The sequence below is a fragment of the Breoghania sp. genome, from assembly GCF_963674635.1.
Classification (GTDB): domain Bacteria; phylum Pseudomonadota; class Alphaproteobacteria; order Rhizobiales; family Stappiaceae; genus Breoghania.
Map to the genome: position 1 here is coordinate 3,123,630 of NZ_OY771475.1, position 18,125 is coordinate 3,141,754.

Sequence of the window (18,125 nt, forward strand, 5' to 3'; positions counted from 1 at the left end):
TGACCATGACACCCCACCATCCGGCCCCGCTGCTTCAGGTGAAGGATCTCTCCGTCGATTTCGCGCAAGGCGGCACTGTCACCCATGCGGTGCGCAACGTGTCGTTCGAGATCGCGCCGGGCGAGACGCTGGCGCTTGTGGGCGAGAGCGGATCCGGCAAATCGGTGACCGCGCTTTCGGTGCTGAAGTTGCTCGGCTATCCGGCAGCTTCGCACCCCTCCGGTGAGATCCTGTTCGAGGGGCAGGACCTGCTCACCGCCTCCGACCAGACGTTGCGGGGCATTCGCGGCAACCGGGTGGCGATGATCTTCCAGGAGCCGATGACCTCGCTCAATCCGCTGCATCAGGTGGAACGGCAGATCATGGAAGTGCTCAAGCTGCATAGTGGCATGAGCGACACCAAGGCCCGGGCGCGCACGCTGGAGCTGCTCGATCAGGTGGGCATCCGCAATCCGGAAAGCCGGTTGAAGAGCTATCCGCACCAGCTTTCCGGCGGCCAGCGCCAGCGCGTGATGATCGCCATGGCGCTCGCCAACGAACCGGACCTGCTGATCGCGGACGAACCGACCACCGCGCTCGACGTCACCGTGCAGGCGCAGATCCTGAAGCTTTTGAAGGAGCTTCAGGAAGAGCGCGGCATGGCGCTGCTGTTCATCACCCATGATCTGGGCATCGTGCGCAAGATCTCCGACCGGGTCTGCGTGATGACGGAGGGCGAGATCGTGGAACAGGGGCCGACGGAGCGGATTTTCGAGACGCCCGAACACCCCTATACGCGGCATCTGCTCGCCGCCGAGCCGAAAGGCGCGCCGCCCGAGCGGGACACGACCCGACCGGTGGTCGTGCAGGCGGATGATCTGAAGGTGTGGTTCCCGATCCGGCGCGGGCTGATGCGCAAGACCGTCGGCCACATCAAGGCGGTGGACGGGATCGACATCGCCGTGCGCGAGGGACAGACGCTGGGGGTCGTGGGCGAATCCGGGTCCGGCAAGACCACGCTGGGGCTGGCCTTGTTGCGCATGATCTCCTCCAGGGGGCGCATCGCGTTTCTCGGCAAGGAGATCCAGGAAAAGTCGTGGCAGGAGATGCGTCCACTGAGGCGCGACATGCAGATCGTCTTCCAGGATCCCTTCGGCTCGCTCAGTCCGCGCATGTCGGTGGCCGATATCGTGGGCGAGGGACTGCTGGTCCACTTCCCCGGCATCAGTGCGAGCGAGCGCGACAGGCGGGTCTGTCAGGCGCTTGAGGAGGTCGGCCTCGATGCCGCCTCACGCCATCGCTATCCGCACGAGTTTTCCGGCGGGCAGCGCCAGCGCATCTCGGTGGCCCGCGCCATGGTGCTGGAGCCGAAATTCGTGATGCTCGACGAGCCGACCTCCGCGCTCGACATGAGTGTGCAGGCGCAGGTCGTCGATCTCTTGCGCAATCTGCAGAAGAAGCACGACCTCGCCTATCTCTTCATCAGCCACGATCTGAAGGTGGTGCGCGCGCTCGCCAATGACGTGATCGTCATGCGCGAGGGCAAGGTGGTGGAGGCGGGTACGGCGCAGGCGATCTTCGACCATCCGCAGACCGACTACACCCGCGCGCTGATGGCGGCCGCCTTCCGCATCGAGACAGCGCCGGACGGCGTGGTCGCGGACTAGCGGACCGCTCGCAGCTCTAGTCGTTCAGGAGCGTGACGTTTGGCGTCTGTTCCAGCGACTGGGGCATGTTGAGGCCGTAGAGCCGGTGGAGGACGAAATCGACCTCGTTGGCGAAGAACGGCTTTTTCAGGAGCGCGAAGATGCCGGACCTGCGACAGGCGTCGATATGCTCGGACAGGTCCTGCGAGGAGATCATCACCATCTTGATGCCGGGGTTCTCCGCCCTGAGACGCTGGGCGGCCTGAATGCCATCGAGGCCGGGCATGTTGTAGTCGAGGAACACGATGTCCGGCCGCGTACCGTGCATGAGCTCCAGCGCCTCCTTGCCGCCCTCGACCTCGCTCACCAGCATGTCGAACCGGCAATTCGATAGAACCTTGTAGATGATGCGGCGGATGGTCGGGGAATCGTCGACGATCAGCACATTCTTGCGCGTCGACAGGCTTTCGTGGCTACTCAGGATCGTGGCGATCTGTTCCGACGTGAAGGGCTTCTTGAGAAAATCGTAGGAGCCCAGCTCGCTGCCTGCCTTCATCACGGCCTGATCCGCTTCCGTCGACATCAGCGTGACGAACACGTTGCTGCCCTTGCTGCGCAGCAGCTCCAGCACGTCGAGGCCAGACATTTCCGGCATGTTCACGTCGAGAAAGACGATATCGACCTCATGCTCCCTGAGGGCTCTCAACGCCTCCTTGCCGTCGCTTGCTTCAAAAACTGTCGCGCCCGGAGACACCTCAAGAAGGGCCTTGCGCAAGATCTTGCGAAGGGTCTGAGAATCATCGGTGATAAGGACGATGGGCGACTTGTCGGACATATATGTAGCTCGGTTTTCTTTCTGGCGCGCCTCAGCGCACAGGGATCCCTCTAGAGGAGGGTCAGGTTAGGCGTCTGTTCCAGAGACTGCGGCATGTTCAGTCCATAGAGTCGATGCAGGATGAAATCGACCTCCTTAGGAAAGAAGGGCTTCTTGACCAGACAGAAGATGCCCGCATCCCGGCATTCCGATTTCTGCCCAGAGAGATCCTTGGAAGAGATCATCACGATCTTCACAAGCGGGCTTGCCGCGCGGATGCAATGGGCCGCTTCCACGCCGTTGAGATCTGGCATGTGATAGTCGAGAAAGATGATGTCGGGATGCGTGCCGCGCATCAGCGCCAGAGCTTCCTTGCCGCTGTTGACTTCACTGATCAGCATGTCGAAGCGACAATGGCCGAGAACCCGGTAGATGATCTTTCGCACGGTCGCGGAATCATCGACAATCAGGACCTTCTTGCGCGCGGAGAGGTTCGAATAGGCGCGCAGGACCTGGCGCACCCGGTCGGAGCTGAACGGTTTTTCGAGGAAGTCATAGGAGCCCAGCTCGTTCCCCGCCCGGATCACCGTCTCATCGGCATTTCCCGACATCAGGACCACGAAAATGCTGTCGCCCTTCTTCTTGAGCAGATGAAGCGCGTGCAGGCCGGAAAGCTCCGGCATATTGATATCGAGAAAAACGATATCGATCCGATGGTCGATGATCGCCTTTAGAGCCAGGTTGCCGTTTTCGACCTCCAGGATCTCCATATCCGGCGTAATCCCGACAAGAAATTCGCGCAATTTCTTGCGCAAAACGCTTGAATCGTCTGCGATAAGAACGGTCAGCCTCTGATCCACATTCATTATTGGCGCGCTCTCGTCAGACAGTGCGTGGAACAATCGAGACATACATATCCAGATGTATGTATTATTCACATATACACAATTGATAGTTCATATAATGTGAATCAGCGGAGACTATGTCTCTCAACAATGCTGACGCCAAAATTTATTCGTATTTTTTACTATGTGCTCGCGATCAGGACCCTGCGAAGACCGTTGCCATTCTTCGATGGCCCTACACGATAACCGGCCCCGCACATGGGCGCCTGTTCCCGGCTGCTTGCGGAGCGAGGCAGGCTAGAAAGGCGTGCGGGCCTTGAGCGCTTGCGTGAGCGTACCTTCGTCGAGGTAATCGAGCTCACCGCCGACCGGCACACCATGGGCCAGGCGGGTGACCGTGACGCCGAGGCCGGCGAGCTGGTCGGTCACGTAATGGGCCGTCGTCTGGCCTTCCACGGTGGCGTTGACCGCAAGAATGACCTCCTTGACGCCGCCAGCGCGCACGCGGTCGACCAGACCTGCGATGTTGAGGTCTTCCGGCGTCACGCCGTCCAGCGGCGAGAGTGTGCCGCCCAGGACATGATAGCGCGCATTGATGGCGGCGGCGCGCTCCAGCGCCCACAGGTCGGAGACATCCTCAACGACCACGATGGTGCCCGGCTCGCGGCGCGGATCGGCGCAGATGGTGCAGGGATCGCTGGTATCGATGTTGCCGCAGGTGCCGCAGACCCGCACTTCCTCCAACGCCACTTCCATCGCCCTGGTCAGCGGGGCGAAGAGCTGGTCCTTCTTCTGGATCAGGTGAAGGGCCGCACGGCGCGCGGACCGCGGGCCCAGCCCCGGCAGGCGCGCCAGAAGCTGGATCAGCGTCTCGATTTCAGGACCGGCGACTTTGCGGCTGCTCATGGACGGCATGCTCTTTCGGGGCGCGGCGCGGATCGGCGCCAGTTCAGAACGGCAGCTTCATGCCCGCGGGAAGGCCCATGCCGGACATCATCTCCTGGGTCTTTTCCTGCATGGCGGCCTCGGCCTTGGCCTTGGCATCGTTGTGGGCGGCGATCACCAGGTCTTCGAGGATCTCCACTTCGTCTTCCTTGACGAGCGAGGGATCGATCTTGAGGCTCTTCAATTCGCCCTTGCCGGACATGACGATGGTGACGAGACCGCCCCCGGAGCTGCCGCTCACCTCAAGCGAGCCGATCTCTTCCTGCAGGTTGCCCATCTGCGCCTGCAGCTGCTTGGCCTGCTTCATCATCTTCATAATGTCCATGGTATCTGACCTTCCCGTTTCCCGATGAAATGCCCTGTCGGGACATGTCTTGCGTGATGTTGTGGCAGCGACGTGACCTGCGGCTCAGAAAGAGAGATCGTCATCCGCGTCGTCATCGTCAAGTTCGGCGGCCAGCGTCGGATCCTCGTCCGGGTGTGGCGCGGCCTCGTCGACCGCCGCATCCTCGGTGACGCGCACGTCCACGACCTTTGCACCGGGAAACGCCTCCAGCACCGCGCTCACCGCCGGATCGGCCATGGCGTCGGAGACGATGCGGGCCTGCACAGCCTCGCGACGCTCGAAAATCGTCTCAGGAGGGTTCTCGGAGCGCACCACCACCACGATCCAGCGCTCGTTCGTCCACTCGCCGAGCTTGCGGCCAAGCTGACCGGCAAGATCGCCCGGCGCGCCCTGATCGATCACCACCTCGATGCGGCCCGGCTCGAAGCGGATGAGGCGCATCTGGCGCTCGATGGCGAATTTCAGCGTCAGATCGCGATTGCGCGCCGCGAGCGCGGCGACATCTTCAAGCGAACGCAGACCGCTTTCATAGTGCGGGCCCGGCTGCTGGTCGGGCGTCGCTTGCGGCGTCTGCAAGGGCTGCGGGGCCTCGCTCATGCCCTGTCGATAGGGCTCTGCCTGCGCTTCCATCATGGCGCGACCGCCAGCGACCGCATGAAGCCGCGGGCCGGAGGTGGGAACCGGCGCACCGCCGGGCATGGGCTGGCTTGCCTGTGCGTTCACCGAACCGCCCGCACCCTGCGCCATCGCAGCGCCGCCGCCAGACCCGCCGCCAGACCCGGATCCCGCCGGGGCCGCCGGGGCCGAGACGCCGCCTTCGGCCAGGCGCTTCAGGGCTTCATCCGGGGTGGGAAGGTCAGCCGCATAGCAAAGCCGCACCAGCGCCATGTCGGCAGCCGCAAGGGGCTTGGGCGCGTTCTGCACCTCGGGGATCGCCTTCAGAAGCATCTGCCAGGCGCGGTTCAGGACCCGCATGGAGAGATCGTTTGCAAAGGCCGCGCCGCGCTGGCGCTCCATTTCGGTGACCGACGCGTCGTCACCGGCATCCGGCACGATCTTGAGCCGGGTCACCAGATGGACGAAATCGGCGAAATCCGTCAGCACGACCGCCGGGTCCGCGCCGATATCATACTGGGCGCGCAATTCGGCCAGCGCGTTTGCGGCATCGCCCTTCATGACGTGCTCGAAGAGATCGATCACACGAGCGCGATCGGCCAGCCCCAGCATGGAGCGCAGGTCTTCCGCCGTGATCTTGCCCGCGCCATGCGCCATGGCCTGATCGAGCAGCGACATGGCATCACGCACGGACCCTTCGGCGGCGCGCGCCACAAGCGCGAGCGCGGCGTCCTCGATCTCGACATCTTCCGCGTCTGCGATGCGTTTCAGATGGGTGACGAGCGTTCCCGCCTCGATGCGGCGCAAATCGAACCGCTGGCAGCGCGACAGGACCGTGACCGGCACCTTGCGGATTTCGGTGGTCGCGAAAATGAACTTCACGTGCTCGGGCGGCTCTTCCAGTGTTTTCAGCAGCCCGTTGAAGGCCGCGTTGGAGAGCATGTGCACTTCGTCGATGATGTAGACCTTGTAGCGCGCGGAAACCGGGCGGTAGCGCGCAGCGTCTGTGATCTCGCGAATATCGGCGATGCCGGTATGGGAGGCGGCGTCCATCTCGATCACGTCGACATGGCGGCCTTCCATGATGGCCTGACAATGGGTGCCGAGCCGATCAAGGTGGATGGAGGGTTGGTCGACCTCGCCGGGGATCTCGAAATTCAGCGCACGGGCGAGAATGCGGGCGGTGGTGGTCTTGCCCACGCCGCGCACGCCGGTCAGAATCCAGCCCTGCGCGATGCGTCCCGTCTCGAACGCATTGGACAGCGTACGCACCATCGGTTCCTGACCGATGAGATCGTCGAAATTGCTGGGACGGTATTTGCGCGCCAGAACCCGATAGGCGCCGGAAGCCTGCGGCGCGGGCTGGCCTGCGGGGGTGTTTTCACCGTCGCTGGTCAAAACGCCATCCACGTGGCCGAAATCGCCATCCACTTGACCATCGCGCCTTCATCCGTACCGGGCAGGCACCGCGGCCGGCTTTGCAAGCGATCGCGCGCCGTGCGAAGAAATGCAAAGCCCGCGCGCCACACCAGGAACCGCCTTGCGTCGTTCCGGCAGGCCAAACGCGGGATGAGGGTGGGAGGTTGGACACGGTGACCCGTGCCGATACTCGTTGGGGCTGCTTCCTTCCGGACCTGACCCGGTTGGCGAGTGGCGCGTCCACTAGCCAACCTCCCGAGCCCGTTATATCAGGATGGGGACGGGGTTTGGCAAGGGGCAACACGTCGATAACCCACATCGCAGGGGCATAACCCTCGACAACCTTGCCGCATCCTCGGCAATTTCGCTGAAATCAGCCCTCGCGCGCGCCGTGCCGCCGCGGCGCAACCTGACGGCTGCCCCTGAAAACAACCGGAGACATCATGTCCGACGCCTTTGTCCTCGATCCCCGTCTTGAAGGCGACAGCGTGCCGCTGGCCGAGCTGACGCTTTGTACGCTGCGCCTGATGAAGGATGCGCGTTTCCCGTGGGTGTTGATGGTGCCGCGCAAGGCCGATCTCGCCGAGATCATCGATCTGGAGGCCTCGCAGCGCGGCGTGCTGATGGAAGAGATCGCGACCGTCTCCAAGGCGCTCCAGGCGGTCACGGGTTGCGACAAGCTCAATGTGGGCGCGCTCGGCAACGTGGTGCGCCAGCTTCATGTTCATGTGGTTGCGCGCTTTGAGGGCGATGCGGCTTGGGACAAGCCGGTCTGGGGCTCGGGCGACGCGGTGCCTTACGCGGCGGGGGCGCGTGAAAAACTGGCCGAGGCGCTTTTGGTGGAACTGCGCGCGGCGGGTGTTGCCGGCGCCTGAACCGACGGCGCCTGAACCGAGGCGGGAAACGCCTGTCCGGATACGAAAGCGGCCGCCCGAGGGCGGCCGCAAATGTTTTCGTCAGCTCTCGCCCAGGCTCAGGCGGCGAGATCTTCCACCGAGGCGATGGAGCCGTCCTCGTTGAAGCGGTAGACGATGGGCACGCCCGTGCCCAGTTCGCGCTTCAGGATCTCTTCCGGCGACAGGTTCTCAAGCTGCATGATGAGCGAGCGCAGCGAATTGCCGTGCGCGGTCACCAGAACGCGCTGGCCCTTCATGACTTCCGGCATGATCTTGGCGTCGAAATAGGGCAGCACACGCTCCGCCGTCATTTTCAGGCTTTCACCGCCGGGAGGGGGCACGTCGAAGGACCGGCGCCAGATGTGGACCTGCTCGTCGCCCCATTTCTTGCGCGCGTCATCCTTGTTAAGCCCCGTCAGATCGCCGTAATCACGCTCGTTCAGCGCCTGATCGCGAATGCTGGTCAGCCCGGTCTGGCCGAGCTGTTCCAGGATCAGCGCCTCGGTGTGCTGGGCGCGGGTGAGCACGGAGGTGAAGGCGATGTCGAAGGTCAGCCCCATCTCCTTCAGCCGCTTGCCGGCCTTCACCGCCTCTTCCACACCCTGTTCCGTCAGGTCGGGGTCCTTCCAGCCGGTGAAGAGGTTCTTGAGGTTCCACTCGCTCTGCCCGTGGCGGACCAGTACCAAAAGACGTTCCATCATGCGCTCCGAATTGATCCGTTGCCTGATTGCTTCAGGACGTTGACGTCAAAGGCCGAGAACATCGGCCATGGAGTAGAGACCGGGCTTCTGCCGGCGCGCCCACAAGGCGGCCTTCACCGCGCCGCGCGCGAAGATCGCACGGTCCCCCGCCCGGTGGGTCAGTTCGATGCGCTCGCCTTCGCCCGCCATGATCACCGTGTGATCGCCGACGACGGAACCGCCGCGCAGGGTCGCAAAGCCGATATCGCCGACGGGGCGCGGGCCGGTATGACCGTCGCGCACACGCACCGAACGCTCGGAAAGCGGGATCTCGCGCCCGTCAGCCGCCGCCTCGCCCAGAAGAAGCGCGGTGCCGGAGGGCGCATCCACCTTGTGGCGGTGGTGCATTTCCACGATCTCGATGTCGAAATCCTCATCGAGCGCGCGCGCCGCACTGCGCACCAGCTCCGCCAGAAGGTTCACGCCGAGGCTCATGTTGCCGGACTTGACGATCGCCGCGTGGCGGGCGGCGGCCTCGATCTTGGCCTGTTTCTCGTCATCCAGACCGGTGGTGCCGATGACATGGACGATGCGCGCCTGCGCGGTCAGTTCGGCAAAGGCGACGGTGGCGTCGGGAAGGGTGAAATCCAGCACGCCTTCGGCTTCGATGAAGGCCTTGAGCGGATCGTCGGTCAACGGGACACCCAGTTCGCCGACACCGGCCAGCACACCGGCATCCTGTCCGAGCAGGTCCGAGCCCGCCCGCTCGATCGCGCCACTCAAGGTGACACCCGGCATTTCGGTGACGGTGCGCACGAGCTGGCGGCCCATGCGGCCTCCCGCTCCCACGACGACCAGACGCATATCAGACATGGCGGTTCCCAATCTTTCTTCGCAGGCTCTTTCTTGAGCCGCGATATAGCAGGTGAGGCCGCGACGGCAAAGCGTAACGGCATCGCCGCCAATGGGAAATATGCCCGGCCAGGCCTAGACGGCCATGCCGCGCAGGATCTTCACGAAGGCCGCCTGAAGGCCGGTCGGCCGCCAGTTCTTGCGCAAGGTCAGGCCGATGGGGCGGGCAAGGCCGCTGAAATCGACGGGAAGCGCCGTCAAGAGCCCGGCGCGCACCTCATAGGTCACCTGTCGCGGGGAAACGATGGCGAGGCGATCGCTCTTGAGAAGCAACCCGCGCAAGGCGACCAGAGAGGGGGTCTCGATAAGGCCGGAGGCCCCGTCATGACCGATCGCCTTTTCGAAATAGTCCCGCGTCGGTGTGCCCTCGCGCGGCACGATCCACGGAAAGGCCCGCAGCTCCTCGCGCGTGATCGTCTGCTTGCCGTGAAGCGGATGGCCCGCCCGCACGATGACGGCGAGCGTGTCTTCAAAAAGCGCCACCTCCTCCACGTCATCTGCGGGGGCCGGCTGACGCAAGGCGCCCACCAGAAGATCGATCTCGCCCATGCGCAACGCCTGCAACTGGCTGGAATAGGAGCCGTCATCAATGCGGATGGAGGCCTGCGGATAGAGCTTACTGAGCTCTGTCACCGCATCGGGCAGGATCTCGGTGCGGATGAGGGGCAGGGTGCCGATGGTCAGCCGACCGCGCACGAGGCCCTTGGCCTCCTCAAGATCGTCCGTGGCCGCCTCGATCTCGCGAAAGGCCAGCGCCGCGCGCAGGGCGAGCATCCGCCCCTGCGCGGTGAGCGCCACGCCCTGGCTGATGCGGTCGAAAAGTGGCACATCCGCGATGCGTTCCAGGTCGCGCGCGGCGCGGTGAACGGAGGGCTGGGCCAGCCCCAGTTCGCGCGCGGCCGCCGAATAGCCGCCGGTGCGCGCGATGGCCACCAGAGCGCGCAACTGGGCCGTTGTGGCAAGCCGGTCGATCGCGCCGGGCTTCCGGCTGGAAGTGCGCCGGACATTCTCCGCCAGCCGTCGCGCGGCGTCGGCGATCAGGTCCAGTGCGCGCTCCACGCGCGCGAGCATGATTTCACCAAGCTCGGTCGGATAAACGCCGGTTGAGCGGCGCTCGAAAAATCGACAGCCGTAACGCTTTTCCAATCGGGCGAGTGCCTGCGTCACGGCTGGCTGCGACAGATGCGCGGCGGCGGCCGCACGGTGGACGGAGTTCAGTCGTGCGGCCAGGGCGAAGGCCCTGAGGTGATGAATATTCGGCAATTCGCTCAAGGCTGGATGTCCGAAGCCACAAGAGAGATCGGAAGCCTATAGCAAGAACTTATCATTCGCGAGGTGATTCCGACTGGCCGCCTGCGACGCCTTGGCGCATGGTTCACGCGAGGATGCGGGATCCGGCAACCGCCGGGCTCCGGTTTTCGGTGTGGTCGAACGTGAATAGGACGGCGCGCACCGAGGGTCGGAGAACGAGGCCCGTAAAATAAGAACCGGACTGTCCGGCCATCTGGGCCGGTCCATCGGGAAGGGAGATCAACGCCGTGAGCCAGACGAAACCAACCGCCCTTGTTGTCAGCGCGCATTCCGCCGATTTCGTGTGGCGCGCCGGCGGCGCCATCGCGCTGCATGCCGCCAAGGGCTATGACGTCACCATCGTGTGCCTGTCCTATGGCGAACGCGGCGAGAGCGCCAAGCTTTGGAAGAAGGAAGGCTGTACGCTCGACCACGTCAAGACCGAGCGCCGCAAGGAAGCGGAAGCGGCGGCAAGCGCGCTGGGCGCAGCCGACATCCAGTTCTTCGATATCGGCGATTATCCGCTCGGCATCACCGATGAGGCCAAGTTCCGGCTCGTCGACGTGATGCGCAAGGTGCAGCCGAAATTCATTCTCTCCCATTCGCTGGAAGACCCCTACAACACCGACCACCCGGCAGCGACCCGGATGACCATCGAGTGCCGGATGATCGCGCAGGCCTGGGGGCACAATCCGGGCGAGAAGATCCTCGGCGCACCGCAGGTCTATCTGTTCGAGCCGCACCAGACGGAACAATGCGGCTGGAAGCCAGACGTGCTCCTCGACATCACCGAGGTCTGGGACAGGAAATACGCCGCGATCCAGTGCATGCAGGGTCAGGAGCACCTGTGGGAGTACTATACCCGCGTCGCCAAGCAGCGCGGTGTGCAGGCCAAGCGCAATACCGGCGGTCAGGCAGGCGGCAAGAACGTGGAATATGGCGAGGGCTACCAGTCGATCTTCCCGCGCATGGTTTCGGAGCTCTGACACATGGCGACTTACCGACCTGAAATCGGCGAACATGTCGTCGTACAGACCATCGAACGCGCCGACCCCGCCGTGATTGACGGGCTGGCCGAATGCGGCGTGGCGACCGTGCATGAAGCGCAAGGGCGTGTCGGCCTTCTGGATGCGCGGATGCGCCCGATCTATTCCGGCGCGCGCATTGCGGGCTCGGCCGTGACCGTCTCCATTCCGCCCGCCGACAACTGGATGATCCATGTGGCGGTGGAACAGTGTCAGCCCGGCGACATTCTCGTCGTCGCGCCGACCTCCCCGTCCAACGCGGGCTATTTCGGCGACCTTCTCGCCACCTCGCTGATGGCCCGCGGCGTGCGCGGCCTCATCATCGATGCGGGTGTGCGCGACGTGCGCGATCTCACCGAAATGGGCTTTCCGGTCTGGTCCAGCGCGATCTTCGCGCAAGGGACCGTCAAGGAGACGCTGGGCTCGGTAAATATCCCCATCGTTTGCGCCGGTGCTGCCATCTGTCCGGGTGACGTCATTGTCGCCGATGATGACGGTGTTTGCGTTGTTGCCCGAGAACATGCTGAAGTTGCACTGGACAAGTCCCGCAAGCGCGAGGCGAATGAAACGTCCAAGCGCGCACGTCTGGCCGCGGGAGAACTTGGCCTCGACATCTATGGAATGCGCGAAAGACTGGCCCAGAAGGGGCTGAAATACATCTGATCCGGCTCTTCCGGCCGCCCCTTCGGGACGGTCGGGAGATCGGCAAGCGAAGCGACCATAACGCGGGCCAAAGCCCGTTCACACTGTGTCGAACCCGGGAGGTTCCAAATGAAAAAGCTCATCCTTTCTTCGCTCATGGCCGCAAGTCTGGCCGTTGGCGCTGCGCATGCGACGGACCGTGTCGCAATCGGCACCGGTGGCACCGGTGGCGTGTTCTACGCCGTGGGCGCGGGCATGGCCGACGTCTTGAACAAGAAGGCTGAAGGCATCACGGCGAAGGCCGAGGTGACCGGTGCTTCCATCGAGAACATTCGCCGCGTCTCCATGGGCGAGATGACGATGGGCTTTTCCTCCGCCTCGGTGCTGTTTGCGAGCGCCAACGGGTCGGACCCGTTTGAGGAAAAGCAGAACGTGGCCGCGATCGCCTATCTCTACCCGGCCATGCTGCAGGTCGCCGCGCTGAAGAGCGCGGATGTGAAATCGGTCGCGGACCTGAAGGACAAGCGCATCAGCGTCGGCCCTCCGGGCTCCAACGCCTCGGTCATCGCCGAGCGTCTGCTCAAGGCCTATGACGCCTACAACCCGTCCAACATCCAGTACCTGTCCTACTCGGAAGCGACCAACGCGATGAAGGACGGCAATCTGGATGCGACGATGGTGCTGGCCGGCATCCCGGCCTCCGCACTGATCGAGCTGGCCACCTCCGAGGAGGTCTCCTTCGTTCCCGTCGATGAGGAAAAGCTCGCCGATCTGCTGAAGGAGTTCCCCTTCTATGCGATCGACACGCTGCCCGGCGGCACCTATCGCGGCACGGATGGCGATACCGCGCAGCTGGCGGACCCGGCGATCCTGTTCACCTCCAACGATGCGGATGAAGAGGTCATCTACAAGGTCACCAAGACCCTGTTCGACAATCTGGAAACGCTGGGGGCCGTGCATCCGATGGCCAAGCTGATCTCGGTTGCCAAGGGACCGAAGGCGCCGATCGCGCTGCATCCCGGCGCCAAGCGCTATTTCGACGAAGCGAAATAGATACGCGCTTTCTGTCGGCGGCGGCGGCGCCCCTGAGGTTGCCGCCGTCCGCTCTCTGCTTGCATCAAGGCGTTTCGCCCGAATGAGGCCCGGCCCGGAAGACGCCGGGGCGGGGCCCGGCGAAAGCGCTTTCCCATCGAATGCACGAGCATGGTCTTCGCCCTCCGACGCCGACGTCGGCAGGCAGCATGTTCGACACCAGGCGGACCGCCGATCCGGACGGTTCAACGCAAACGCCTGTCGTGTGCCCGAGCGGAGCTCACATGGAAAAATTCGCCTCACAGGTTCTGCCCAAGGCCAGGATTGACGGCGCCGAAAAGACCGTCGTCGCGCTGGTGGTCGCCGTCCTCGGCCTCGCCGTCACGGGGATGCTGCTTTACACATCCTATTTCGGGGGACTGACCGCGCTGCTTCTGCGCTCGATGTTCTTCTCGATGATGGCGGCAGCGGGCCTTCTGGTCATCGCCTCCAACACGCGCCTGCCGCTTGTGCGCGCCGTGCTCTATCTGCTGGCGATCGCCGCCATGCTGCCGGGGCCCTATCTCTACGAGAATTACCACCAGATCATCCGCCGCGGCGCGATCGCCAACGACATGGACAAGACGCTCTTCGTCGCCACCATCGTGATCGTGCTGGTTCTGGCGCGCGCCTATATCGGGCGCACCATGGTGGCGATCTCCGTGCTGGCGCTGGCCTATGCCTATCTGGGCTACCTGATCCCCGGCGAATACGGCCATTCCGGCTATTCCACGGGGCGGCTGGCCTCCAACCTGTTCCTGCGCACCGAAGGCGTCTTCGGCATCCCGATGGGCGTCGCCGCGCAATATATCTTCCTGTTCTCCTTCCTGGGCGTTCTCCTGATGAAGTCCGGCCTTGGCCAGACCTTCGTCGATCTCGCCCATGCGCTCACCGGCCGCGTGCAGGGCGGTCCGGCGCTGACCGCCGTCGTCTCCTCCACGCTGTTTTCCTCCATCAACGGGTCTGCCGTTGCCGGCGTGGTGACCACCGGCACCTTCACCATTCCGCTGATGAAGCGGGCGGGCTACCGGCCCAAGACGGCGGGCGCCATTGAGGCGGCGGCCTCTTCCGCCGGTCAGATCATGCCGCCCGTCATGGGCGCCGCCGCCTTCCTGATGGCGGAGATGACCGGCATTCCCTATGTCACCATCGCCATGGCGGCGCTGATCCCGGCGCTTCTCTACGTTCTGGCGCTGCTGGTCGCGGTGCGGCTTGAGGCGGGCAAGTTCAACATGGCGCGCGCGCAGGACGAGGATGTTCCCTCCGTCCTCCACGTGCTGACCTCGCGCGGCTACATGCTGGCCCCGCTGGTCGTGCTCGTCGGCTTCCTGATCTATGGCTACACGCCGATGAAATCGGTGGTCTTCGCGATCGCGACCGCGCTCATCATCATGCCGATGACGAAGGCGACGCGCATTTCGCCCATGGACCTGCTGCTCACCACCACGGAGACCGTGCGCAACACGTTGTCGGTGGTCGCCGCGGTTGCCACCGCGGGCGTGCTGATCGGCGTTCTGACGCTGACGGGCCTGGCACTCCAGATCTCCAGCCTCATTCTCGATGTGGGCGGCGACAGCATGTTCCTGGTGCTGATCTTCACCATGTTCGCCTCCTTCGTGCTGGGACTCGGTCTGCCGACCTCGGCCGCCTACCTCTTGTTGGCGATCCTCGTCGCGCCCGCGCTTGAAGGCTTCGGCCTGCCGCTCATCGCAGGCCACATGTTCATCTTCTATTACGGCCTGATTTCCGCCATCACGCCGCCGGTGGCGCTGGCCGCCTATGCGGGGGCGAGCATTGCGGGGGCCGGGGCCAACGAGACGGCGTTCGAATCGATCCGTCTCGGCTTCGTGAAGCTGATCATCCCCTTCGTCTTCATCTACTCGCCGGGCCTGTTGCTGATCGGCTCGCCCGCTTCCATCATCCTTCAGACGACGGCCGCCGTCATCGGCGTGACGGCGCTGGCGACCGCGTTCACCGGCTGGCTGATGGTGCCGCTCAACATTTTCTATCGCGCGATGCTGATCGCTGGCGCGGTCCTGTTGCTGTGGCCCACCTCCATGCCGGACACCGATCCCCGCTCGCTCGCCATCCGCCTGGCCGGCCTGGCACTTTGCGGCGCGGTGGTCGTCTTCGCCCGGCTTTCCTCCCGAACCCACCACAAGGAGCCCGTGCGGTCATGAGTGCCGAGTATCTCGCATTCCACCCCAATCCCAAAAAGCCGGACATCACGCTGCCGGCGGGCGCGGTCGATGCCCATTGCCATGTCTTCGGGCCCGCGGCCACCTTCCCCTTCTCGCCGACACGAACCTATACGCCAGTCGATGCGCCGAAGGAGAAGCTGGCGGAGCTTCAGGCCCATCTGGGCTTTGAACGCGCGGTGATCGTGCAGGCGAGCTGCCACGGCACGGACAACGCGGCGCTCGTCGATGCGCTGGAATGGGGCAAGGGCCGCTATCGCGGCATCGCCATGGTGAAGCCGGATGTGACGGATGAGGAGCTGAAACGTCTGGACGCCGCAGGCGTGCGGGGCTCGCGCTTCAATTTCGTCAAGCATCTGGGCTCGGACGCGGCATTGGCCGCCATGGATACGCTCTCCAAGCGCTACGGCGCCTTGGGCTGGCACGTGGTCATCTATTTCGACACGGAAAAGATCCACGACCTTGCACCCATCATCGAGACCGTGCCGGTGCCGGTGGTGATCGATCACATGGGCCGGGTCGACCCCGCGCTGGGGCTCGACCAGCCTGGCATGAAGCTGCTTGAAGGGCTCTTGTCGAAGCGCAAGGACATCTGGGTGAAGGTTTCGGGCAGCGAGCGGCTTTCCCATGACGGCCCGCCCTTTGCCGATTGCGTGGCGCAGGCCCGGCATCTGGTGGAGACCTTCCCCGATCAGGTCCTGTGGGGCACCGACTGGCCGCATCCCAACATGAAGAAGTGGGTGCCGGATGACGGGCAGTTGGTCGATCTCGTCGGCCAGATCGCGCCGACACCGGAGCTTTTGAAGAAGCTGCTGGTGGACAATCCGATGCGGCTCTACTGGCCGGAAGAGCTTTAGGGGCGCGGGCGTTCGTGGATACGGAAGGTTCTGCCCCCTCACCCGGACCTTCGGTCCGACCTCTCCCAACAGGGAGAGGTGATGGGCCGGGTTTGGGGCCGGCAGGGGCTTTGGATATGACGCCACCTCGAACGCCATCCCGGCGGTGACGGAAATGGTCGCAAGGACCACGATGTGACCCCCTCTCCCATGGGGAGAGGGGTGGGGTGAGGGGATGGGATCTCTCGTGGGTGCTCCGGACCTATCCTCACGTCCCCGGCGCGGGCATTTCTCGGAAGGACATTTCAAGTGACGAGCCAGATTTCCATTCCCTGCATGTTGCTGCGCGGCGGCACGTCCAAGGGGGCCTATTTCCTGAAATCCGACCTGCCGGACGACCGCGAGACCCGCGATGCGCTTTTGCTGAAAATCATGGGGTCGCCCGATCCGCGCCAGATCGACGGCATCGGCGGCGCGCATCCGCTGACCTCCAAGGTGGCCGTCGTCTCGCCCTCAACCCGCGAAGGCATCGATGTCGATTACCTGTTCCTGCAGGTCACACCCGACAAGCCGGAGGTTTCCGACGCACAGAACTGCGGCAACATCCTTGCCGGTATCGGGCCCTTCGCCATCGAGCGCGGGCTGGTGGCACCGCAAGACGGCGTCACCACGGTCAGCGTCTACATGGTGAACTCCGACAGCCGCGCCGATCTCGATGTGTGCACGCCGGGCGGCGAGGTCGCCTATGAAGGGTCCGCCGCCATCGACGGTGTCCCGGGCACCCATGCGCCGATCATCCAGAACTATTTCGAGACCGCGGGCGCCCAGTGCGGGGCGCTGCTGCCCACCGGCAATGCGGTCGATGTGATCGACGGCGTGCCGGTCACGATGATCGACAACGGCATGCCCAATGTCGTCATCAAGGCTGTAGATCTTGGGCTTTCCGGCGCGGAGACGGTCGCGGAGCTTGAGGAGAATGCGCAGCTGAAGGCGCGGCTTGAGACGATCCGGCTTCAGTGCGGACCGTTGATGAACCTTGGCGATGTGGAGAAGAAGACCGTACCGAAGATGTGCCTTGTCTCGCCTGCGCGCGAGGGCGGGCTCATTGCCACGCGCTCCTTCATTCCGCATCGGGTGCACCAGACCATCGGCGTTCTGGCAGCAGCCACGATTGCCGCAGCCGCCCTCATTCCGGGCACCACGGCGGCGGAGGTGGCGACCGGGACGGGCGACAATCCGCTTCGCGCGGATATCGAACACCCGACCGGCAAGCTCGGCGTGGAAATCGAGACGCAGGAGATGAACGGCGTGCCCGTGCCGGTGCGCTCGGGCATTGTGCGCACGGCGCGCAAGCTCTTTGACGGAACCGTCTTCGCGCTGCCCTGAGAAGCGCAAGGCTTGAGCAAAAGAAAACGGGCGTTCGCAGGAACGCCCGTCCTCGCGGGTCCCGGGAGGTCGGGAAAACGCGCCTTGTTCAGTGGCGACGGCGCTGCGTGGTGTTGGCGCGCACCGGGATCGGCACCGGCTCGGCGCGGGAGATGCGCATCCGACGGCCCCCGCCGGGCTTGTCGTCGGACGGCATGGACATGATGGCCGTGCCCATAGCGGCGCTGGTGAAGGTGATGAGGAAGCCGAAGAACAGCATGGCAATCGGCACCATAGGCATCTGCGAGCGCGCGATCAGCGTCCAGAGCCCCGCCGGATCGGTCAGATAGATCCCGCCCACGAGCAGGAGCGTGACGGCGAGCCCCGCCAGCCAGTTGATCGCCAGCAGGCGGAACAGCGGATTACGCAAGACGACGCGCATGTTGATGCCTCCTCTTGAGCATCCGAACACCAAAAGCCTGCAACTCCCCTCCGCAGACCCGATCGGATGCGCCAGACTTTCTGTCTGGACCACGAAACACACTTGCGACATCCGATGGATTGTCGCAGACCTTCGACGCATACCGTTGCGGCACCTTTT

At 64.1% G+C, this 18,125-nt stretch carries 17 protein-coding genes and 1 other RNA gene; 8 read left to right on the plus strand and 10 right to left on the minus strand.

The genetic code is table 11. The features are described 5' to 3' along the window. Nucleotides 1-5 precede the first annotated feature (5 nt). Nucleotides 6-1,646: an ABC transporter ATP-binding protein gene (locus ABGM93_RS13595; protein WP_321505896.1), complete on the plus strand. Its 1,641-nt coding sequence runs from the start codon at nucleotides 6-8 to the stop codon at nucleotides 1,644-1,646. Between the two features lie 16 nt (nucleotides 1,647-1,662). On the opposite strand, the gene ABGM93_RS13600 is transcribed toward ABGM93_RS13595, so the two are convergent. The 6 genes from ABGM93_RS13600 to ffs form a co-directional block, all read right to left on the minus strand. Next, nucleotides 1,663-2,460: a response regulator gene (locus ABGM93_RS13600; RefSeq protein WP_321500269.1), complete on the minus strand. Its 798-nt coding sequence runs from the start codon at nucleotides 2,458-2,460 to the stop codon at nucleotides 1,663-1,665. Between the two features lie 50 nt (nucleotides 2,461-2,510). Further along, the gene (locus tag ABGM93_RS13605; RefSeq protein WP_321500271.1) at nucleotides 2,511-3,305 is read right to left on the minus strand and encodes a response regulator; all 795 of its coding nucleotides are present in this window, start codon (nucleotides 3,303-3,305) and stop codon (nucleotides 2,511-2,513) included. Between the two features lie 276 nt (nucleotides 3,306-3,581). Then, nucleotides 3,582-4,190 (minus strand): recombination mediator RecR, encoded by a 609-nt coding sequence (recR, locus tag ABGM93_RS13610; protein ID WP_319774847.1) that lies wholly within the window; start codon nucleotides 4,188-4,190, stop codon nucleotides 3,582-3,584. A gap of 43 nt (nucleotides 4,191-4,233) precedes the next feature. Continuing rightward, nucleotides 4,234-4,554, minus strand: a complete 321-nt coding sequence (locus tag ABGM93_RS13615) for a YbaB/EbfC family nucleoid-associated protein (RefSeq protein ID WP_319774846.1) — start codon at nucleotides 4,552-4,554, stop codon at nucleotides 4,234-4,236. An 84-nt stretch (nucleotides 4,555-4,638) separates the two neighbouring features. Then, nucleotides 4,639-6,588: a DNA polymerase III subunit gamma/tau gene (locus ABGM93_RS13620; RefSeq protein WP_321505898.1), complete on the minus strand. Its 1,950-nt coding sequence runs from the start codon at nucleotides 6,586-6,588 to the stop codon at nucleotides 4,639-4,641. A gap of 178 nt (nucleotides 6,589-6,766) precedes the next feature. Then, nucleotides 6,767-6,864, minus strand: an RNA gene (gene ffs / locus ABGM93_RS13625) — signal recognition particle sRNA small type. Between the two features lie 188 nt (nucleotides 6,865-7,052). Between ffs and ABGM93_RS13630 the strand changes: the two genes are divergently transcribed. After that, nucleotides 7,053-7,484 carry an HIT family protein gene (locus ABGM93_RS13630; RefSeq protein ID WP_321332710.1) on the plus strand — a complete coding sequence of 144 codons (432 nt, stop codon included), beginning with the start codon at nucleotides 7,053-7,055 and terminating at the stop codon, nucleotides 7,482-7,484. A 98-nt stretch (nucleotides 7,485-7,582) separates the two neighbouring features. On the opposite strand, the gene ABGM93_RS13635 is transcribed toward ABGM93_RS13630, so the two are convergent. The 3 genes from ABGM93_RS13635 to ABGM93_RS13645 all read right to left on the minus strand — a co-directional run bounded on the left by ABGM93_RS13635 (nucleotide 7,583) and on the right by ABGM93_RS13645 (nucleotide 10,369). Continuing rightward, complete coding sequence (locus tag ABGM93_RS13635; protein ID WP_321332712.1) at nucleotides 7,583-8,206, minus strand: 2,3-bisphosphoglycerate-dependent phosphoglycerate mutase; 624 nt, start codon at nucleotides 8,204-8,206, stop codon at nucleotides 7,583-7,585. Nucleotides 8,207-8,251: 45 nt separating this feature from the next. Next, on the minus strand, nucleotides 8,252-9,058 hold the full coding sequence (gene dapB, locus ABGM93_RS13640) for a 4-hydroxy-tetrahydrodipicolinate reductase (protein WP_321500273.1): 807 nt from the start codon (nucleotides 9,056-9,058) through the stop codon (nucleotides 8,252-8,254). Between the two features lie 114 nt (nucleotides 9,059-9,172). Then, nucleotides 9,173-10,369, minus strand: a complete 1,197-nt coding sequence (locus ABGM93_RS13645; protein WP_321332717.1) for a LysR family transcriptional regulator — start codon at nucleotides 10,367-10,369, stop codon at nucleotides 9,173-9,175. Nucleotides 10,370-10,635: 266 nt separating this feature from the next. Here ABGM93_RS13645 and ABGM93_RS13650 point away from each other — a divergent pair, with 266 nt between their 5' ends. The 6 genes from ABGM93_RS13650 to ABGM93_RS13675 all read left to right on the plus strand — a co-directional run bounded on the left by ABGM93_RS13650 (nucleotide 10,636) and on the right by ABGM93_RS13675 (nucleotide 17,545). Next, nucleotides 10,636-11,373 (plus strand): PIG-L deacetylase family protein, encoded by a 738-nt coding sequence (locus ABGM93_RS13650; protein WP_321500276.1) that lies wholly within the window; start codon nucleotides 10,636-10,638, stop codon nucleotides 11,371-11,373. Between the two features lie 3 nt (nucleotides 11,374-11,376). Then, nucleotides 11,377-12,075 (plus strand): 4-carboxy-4-hydroxy-2-oxoadipate aldolase/oxaloacetate decarboxylase, encoded by a 699-nt coding sequence (locus ABGM93_RS13655; protein ID WP_319774840.1) that lies wholly within the window; start codon nucleotides 11,377-11,379, stop codon nucleotides 12,073-12,075. Nucleotides 12,076-12,183: 108 nt separating this feature from the next. Next, complete coding sequence (locus tag ABGM93_RS13660) at nucleotides 12,184-13,107, plus strand: TAXI family TRAP transporter solute-binding subunit (RefSeq protein ID WP_321500278.1); 924 nt, start codon at nucleotides 12,184-12,186, stop codon at nucleotides 13,105-13,107. Nucleotides 13,108-13,370: 263 nt separating this feature from the next. Next, nucleotides 13,371-15,305: a TRAP transporter fused permease subunit gene (locus tag ABGM93_RS13665; RefSeq protein ID WP_321500281.1), complete on the plus strand. Its 1,935-nt coding sequence runs from the start codon at nucleotides 13,371-13,373 to the stop codon at nucleotides 15,303-15,305. After that, complete coding sequence (locus ABGM93_RS13670; protein WP_319774837.1) at nucleotides 15,302-16,180, plus strand: amidohydrolase family protein; 879 nt, start codon at nucleotides 15,302-15,304, stop codon at nucleotides 16,178-16,180. Before ABGM93_RS13665 ends, ABGM93_RS13670 begins: the two co-directional genes overlap by 4 nt. A 315-nt stretch (nucleotides 16,181-16,495) precedes the next feature. Further along, nucleotides 16,496-17,545: a 4-oxalomesaconate tautomerase gene (locus ABGM93_RS13675; protein WP_321505900.1), complete on the plus strand. Its 1,050-nt coding sequence runs from the start codon at nucleotides 16,496-16,498 to the stop codon at nucleotides 17,543-17,545. A gap of 88 nt (nucleotides 17,546-17,633) precedes the next feature. Here the strand turns inward: ABGM93_RS13675 and ABGM93_RS13680 are convergent, their stop codons facing one another. Beyond that, complete coding sequence (locus ABGM93_RS13680) at nucleotides 17,634-17,966, minus strand: hypothetical protein (RefSeq protein ID WP_321332727.1); 333 nt, start codon at nucleotides 17,964-17,966, stop codon at nucleotides 17,634-17,636. Nucleotides 17,967-18,125 lie beyond the last annotated feature (159 nt).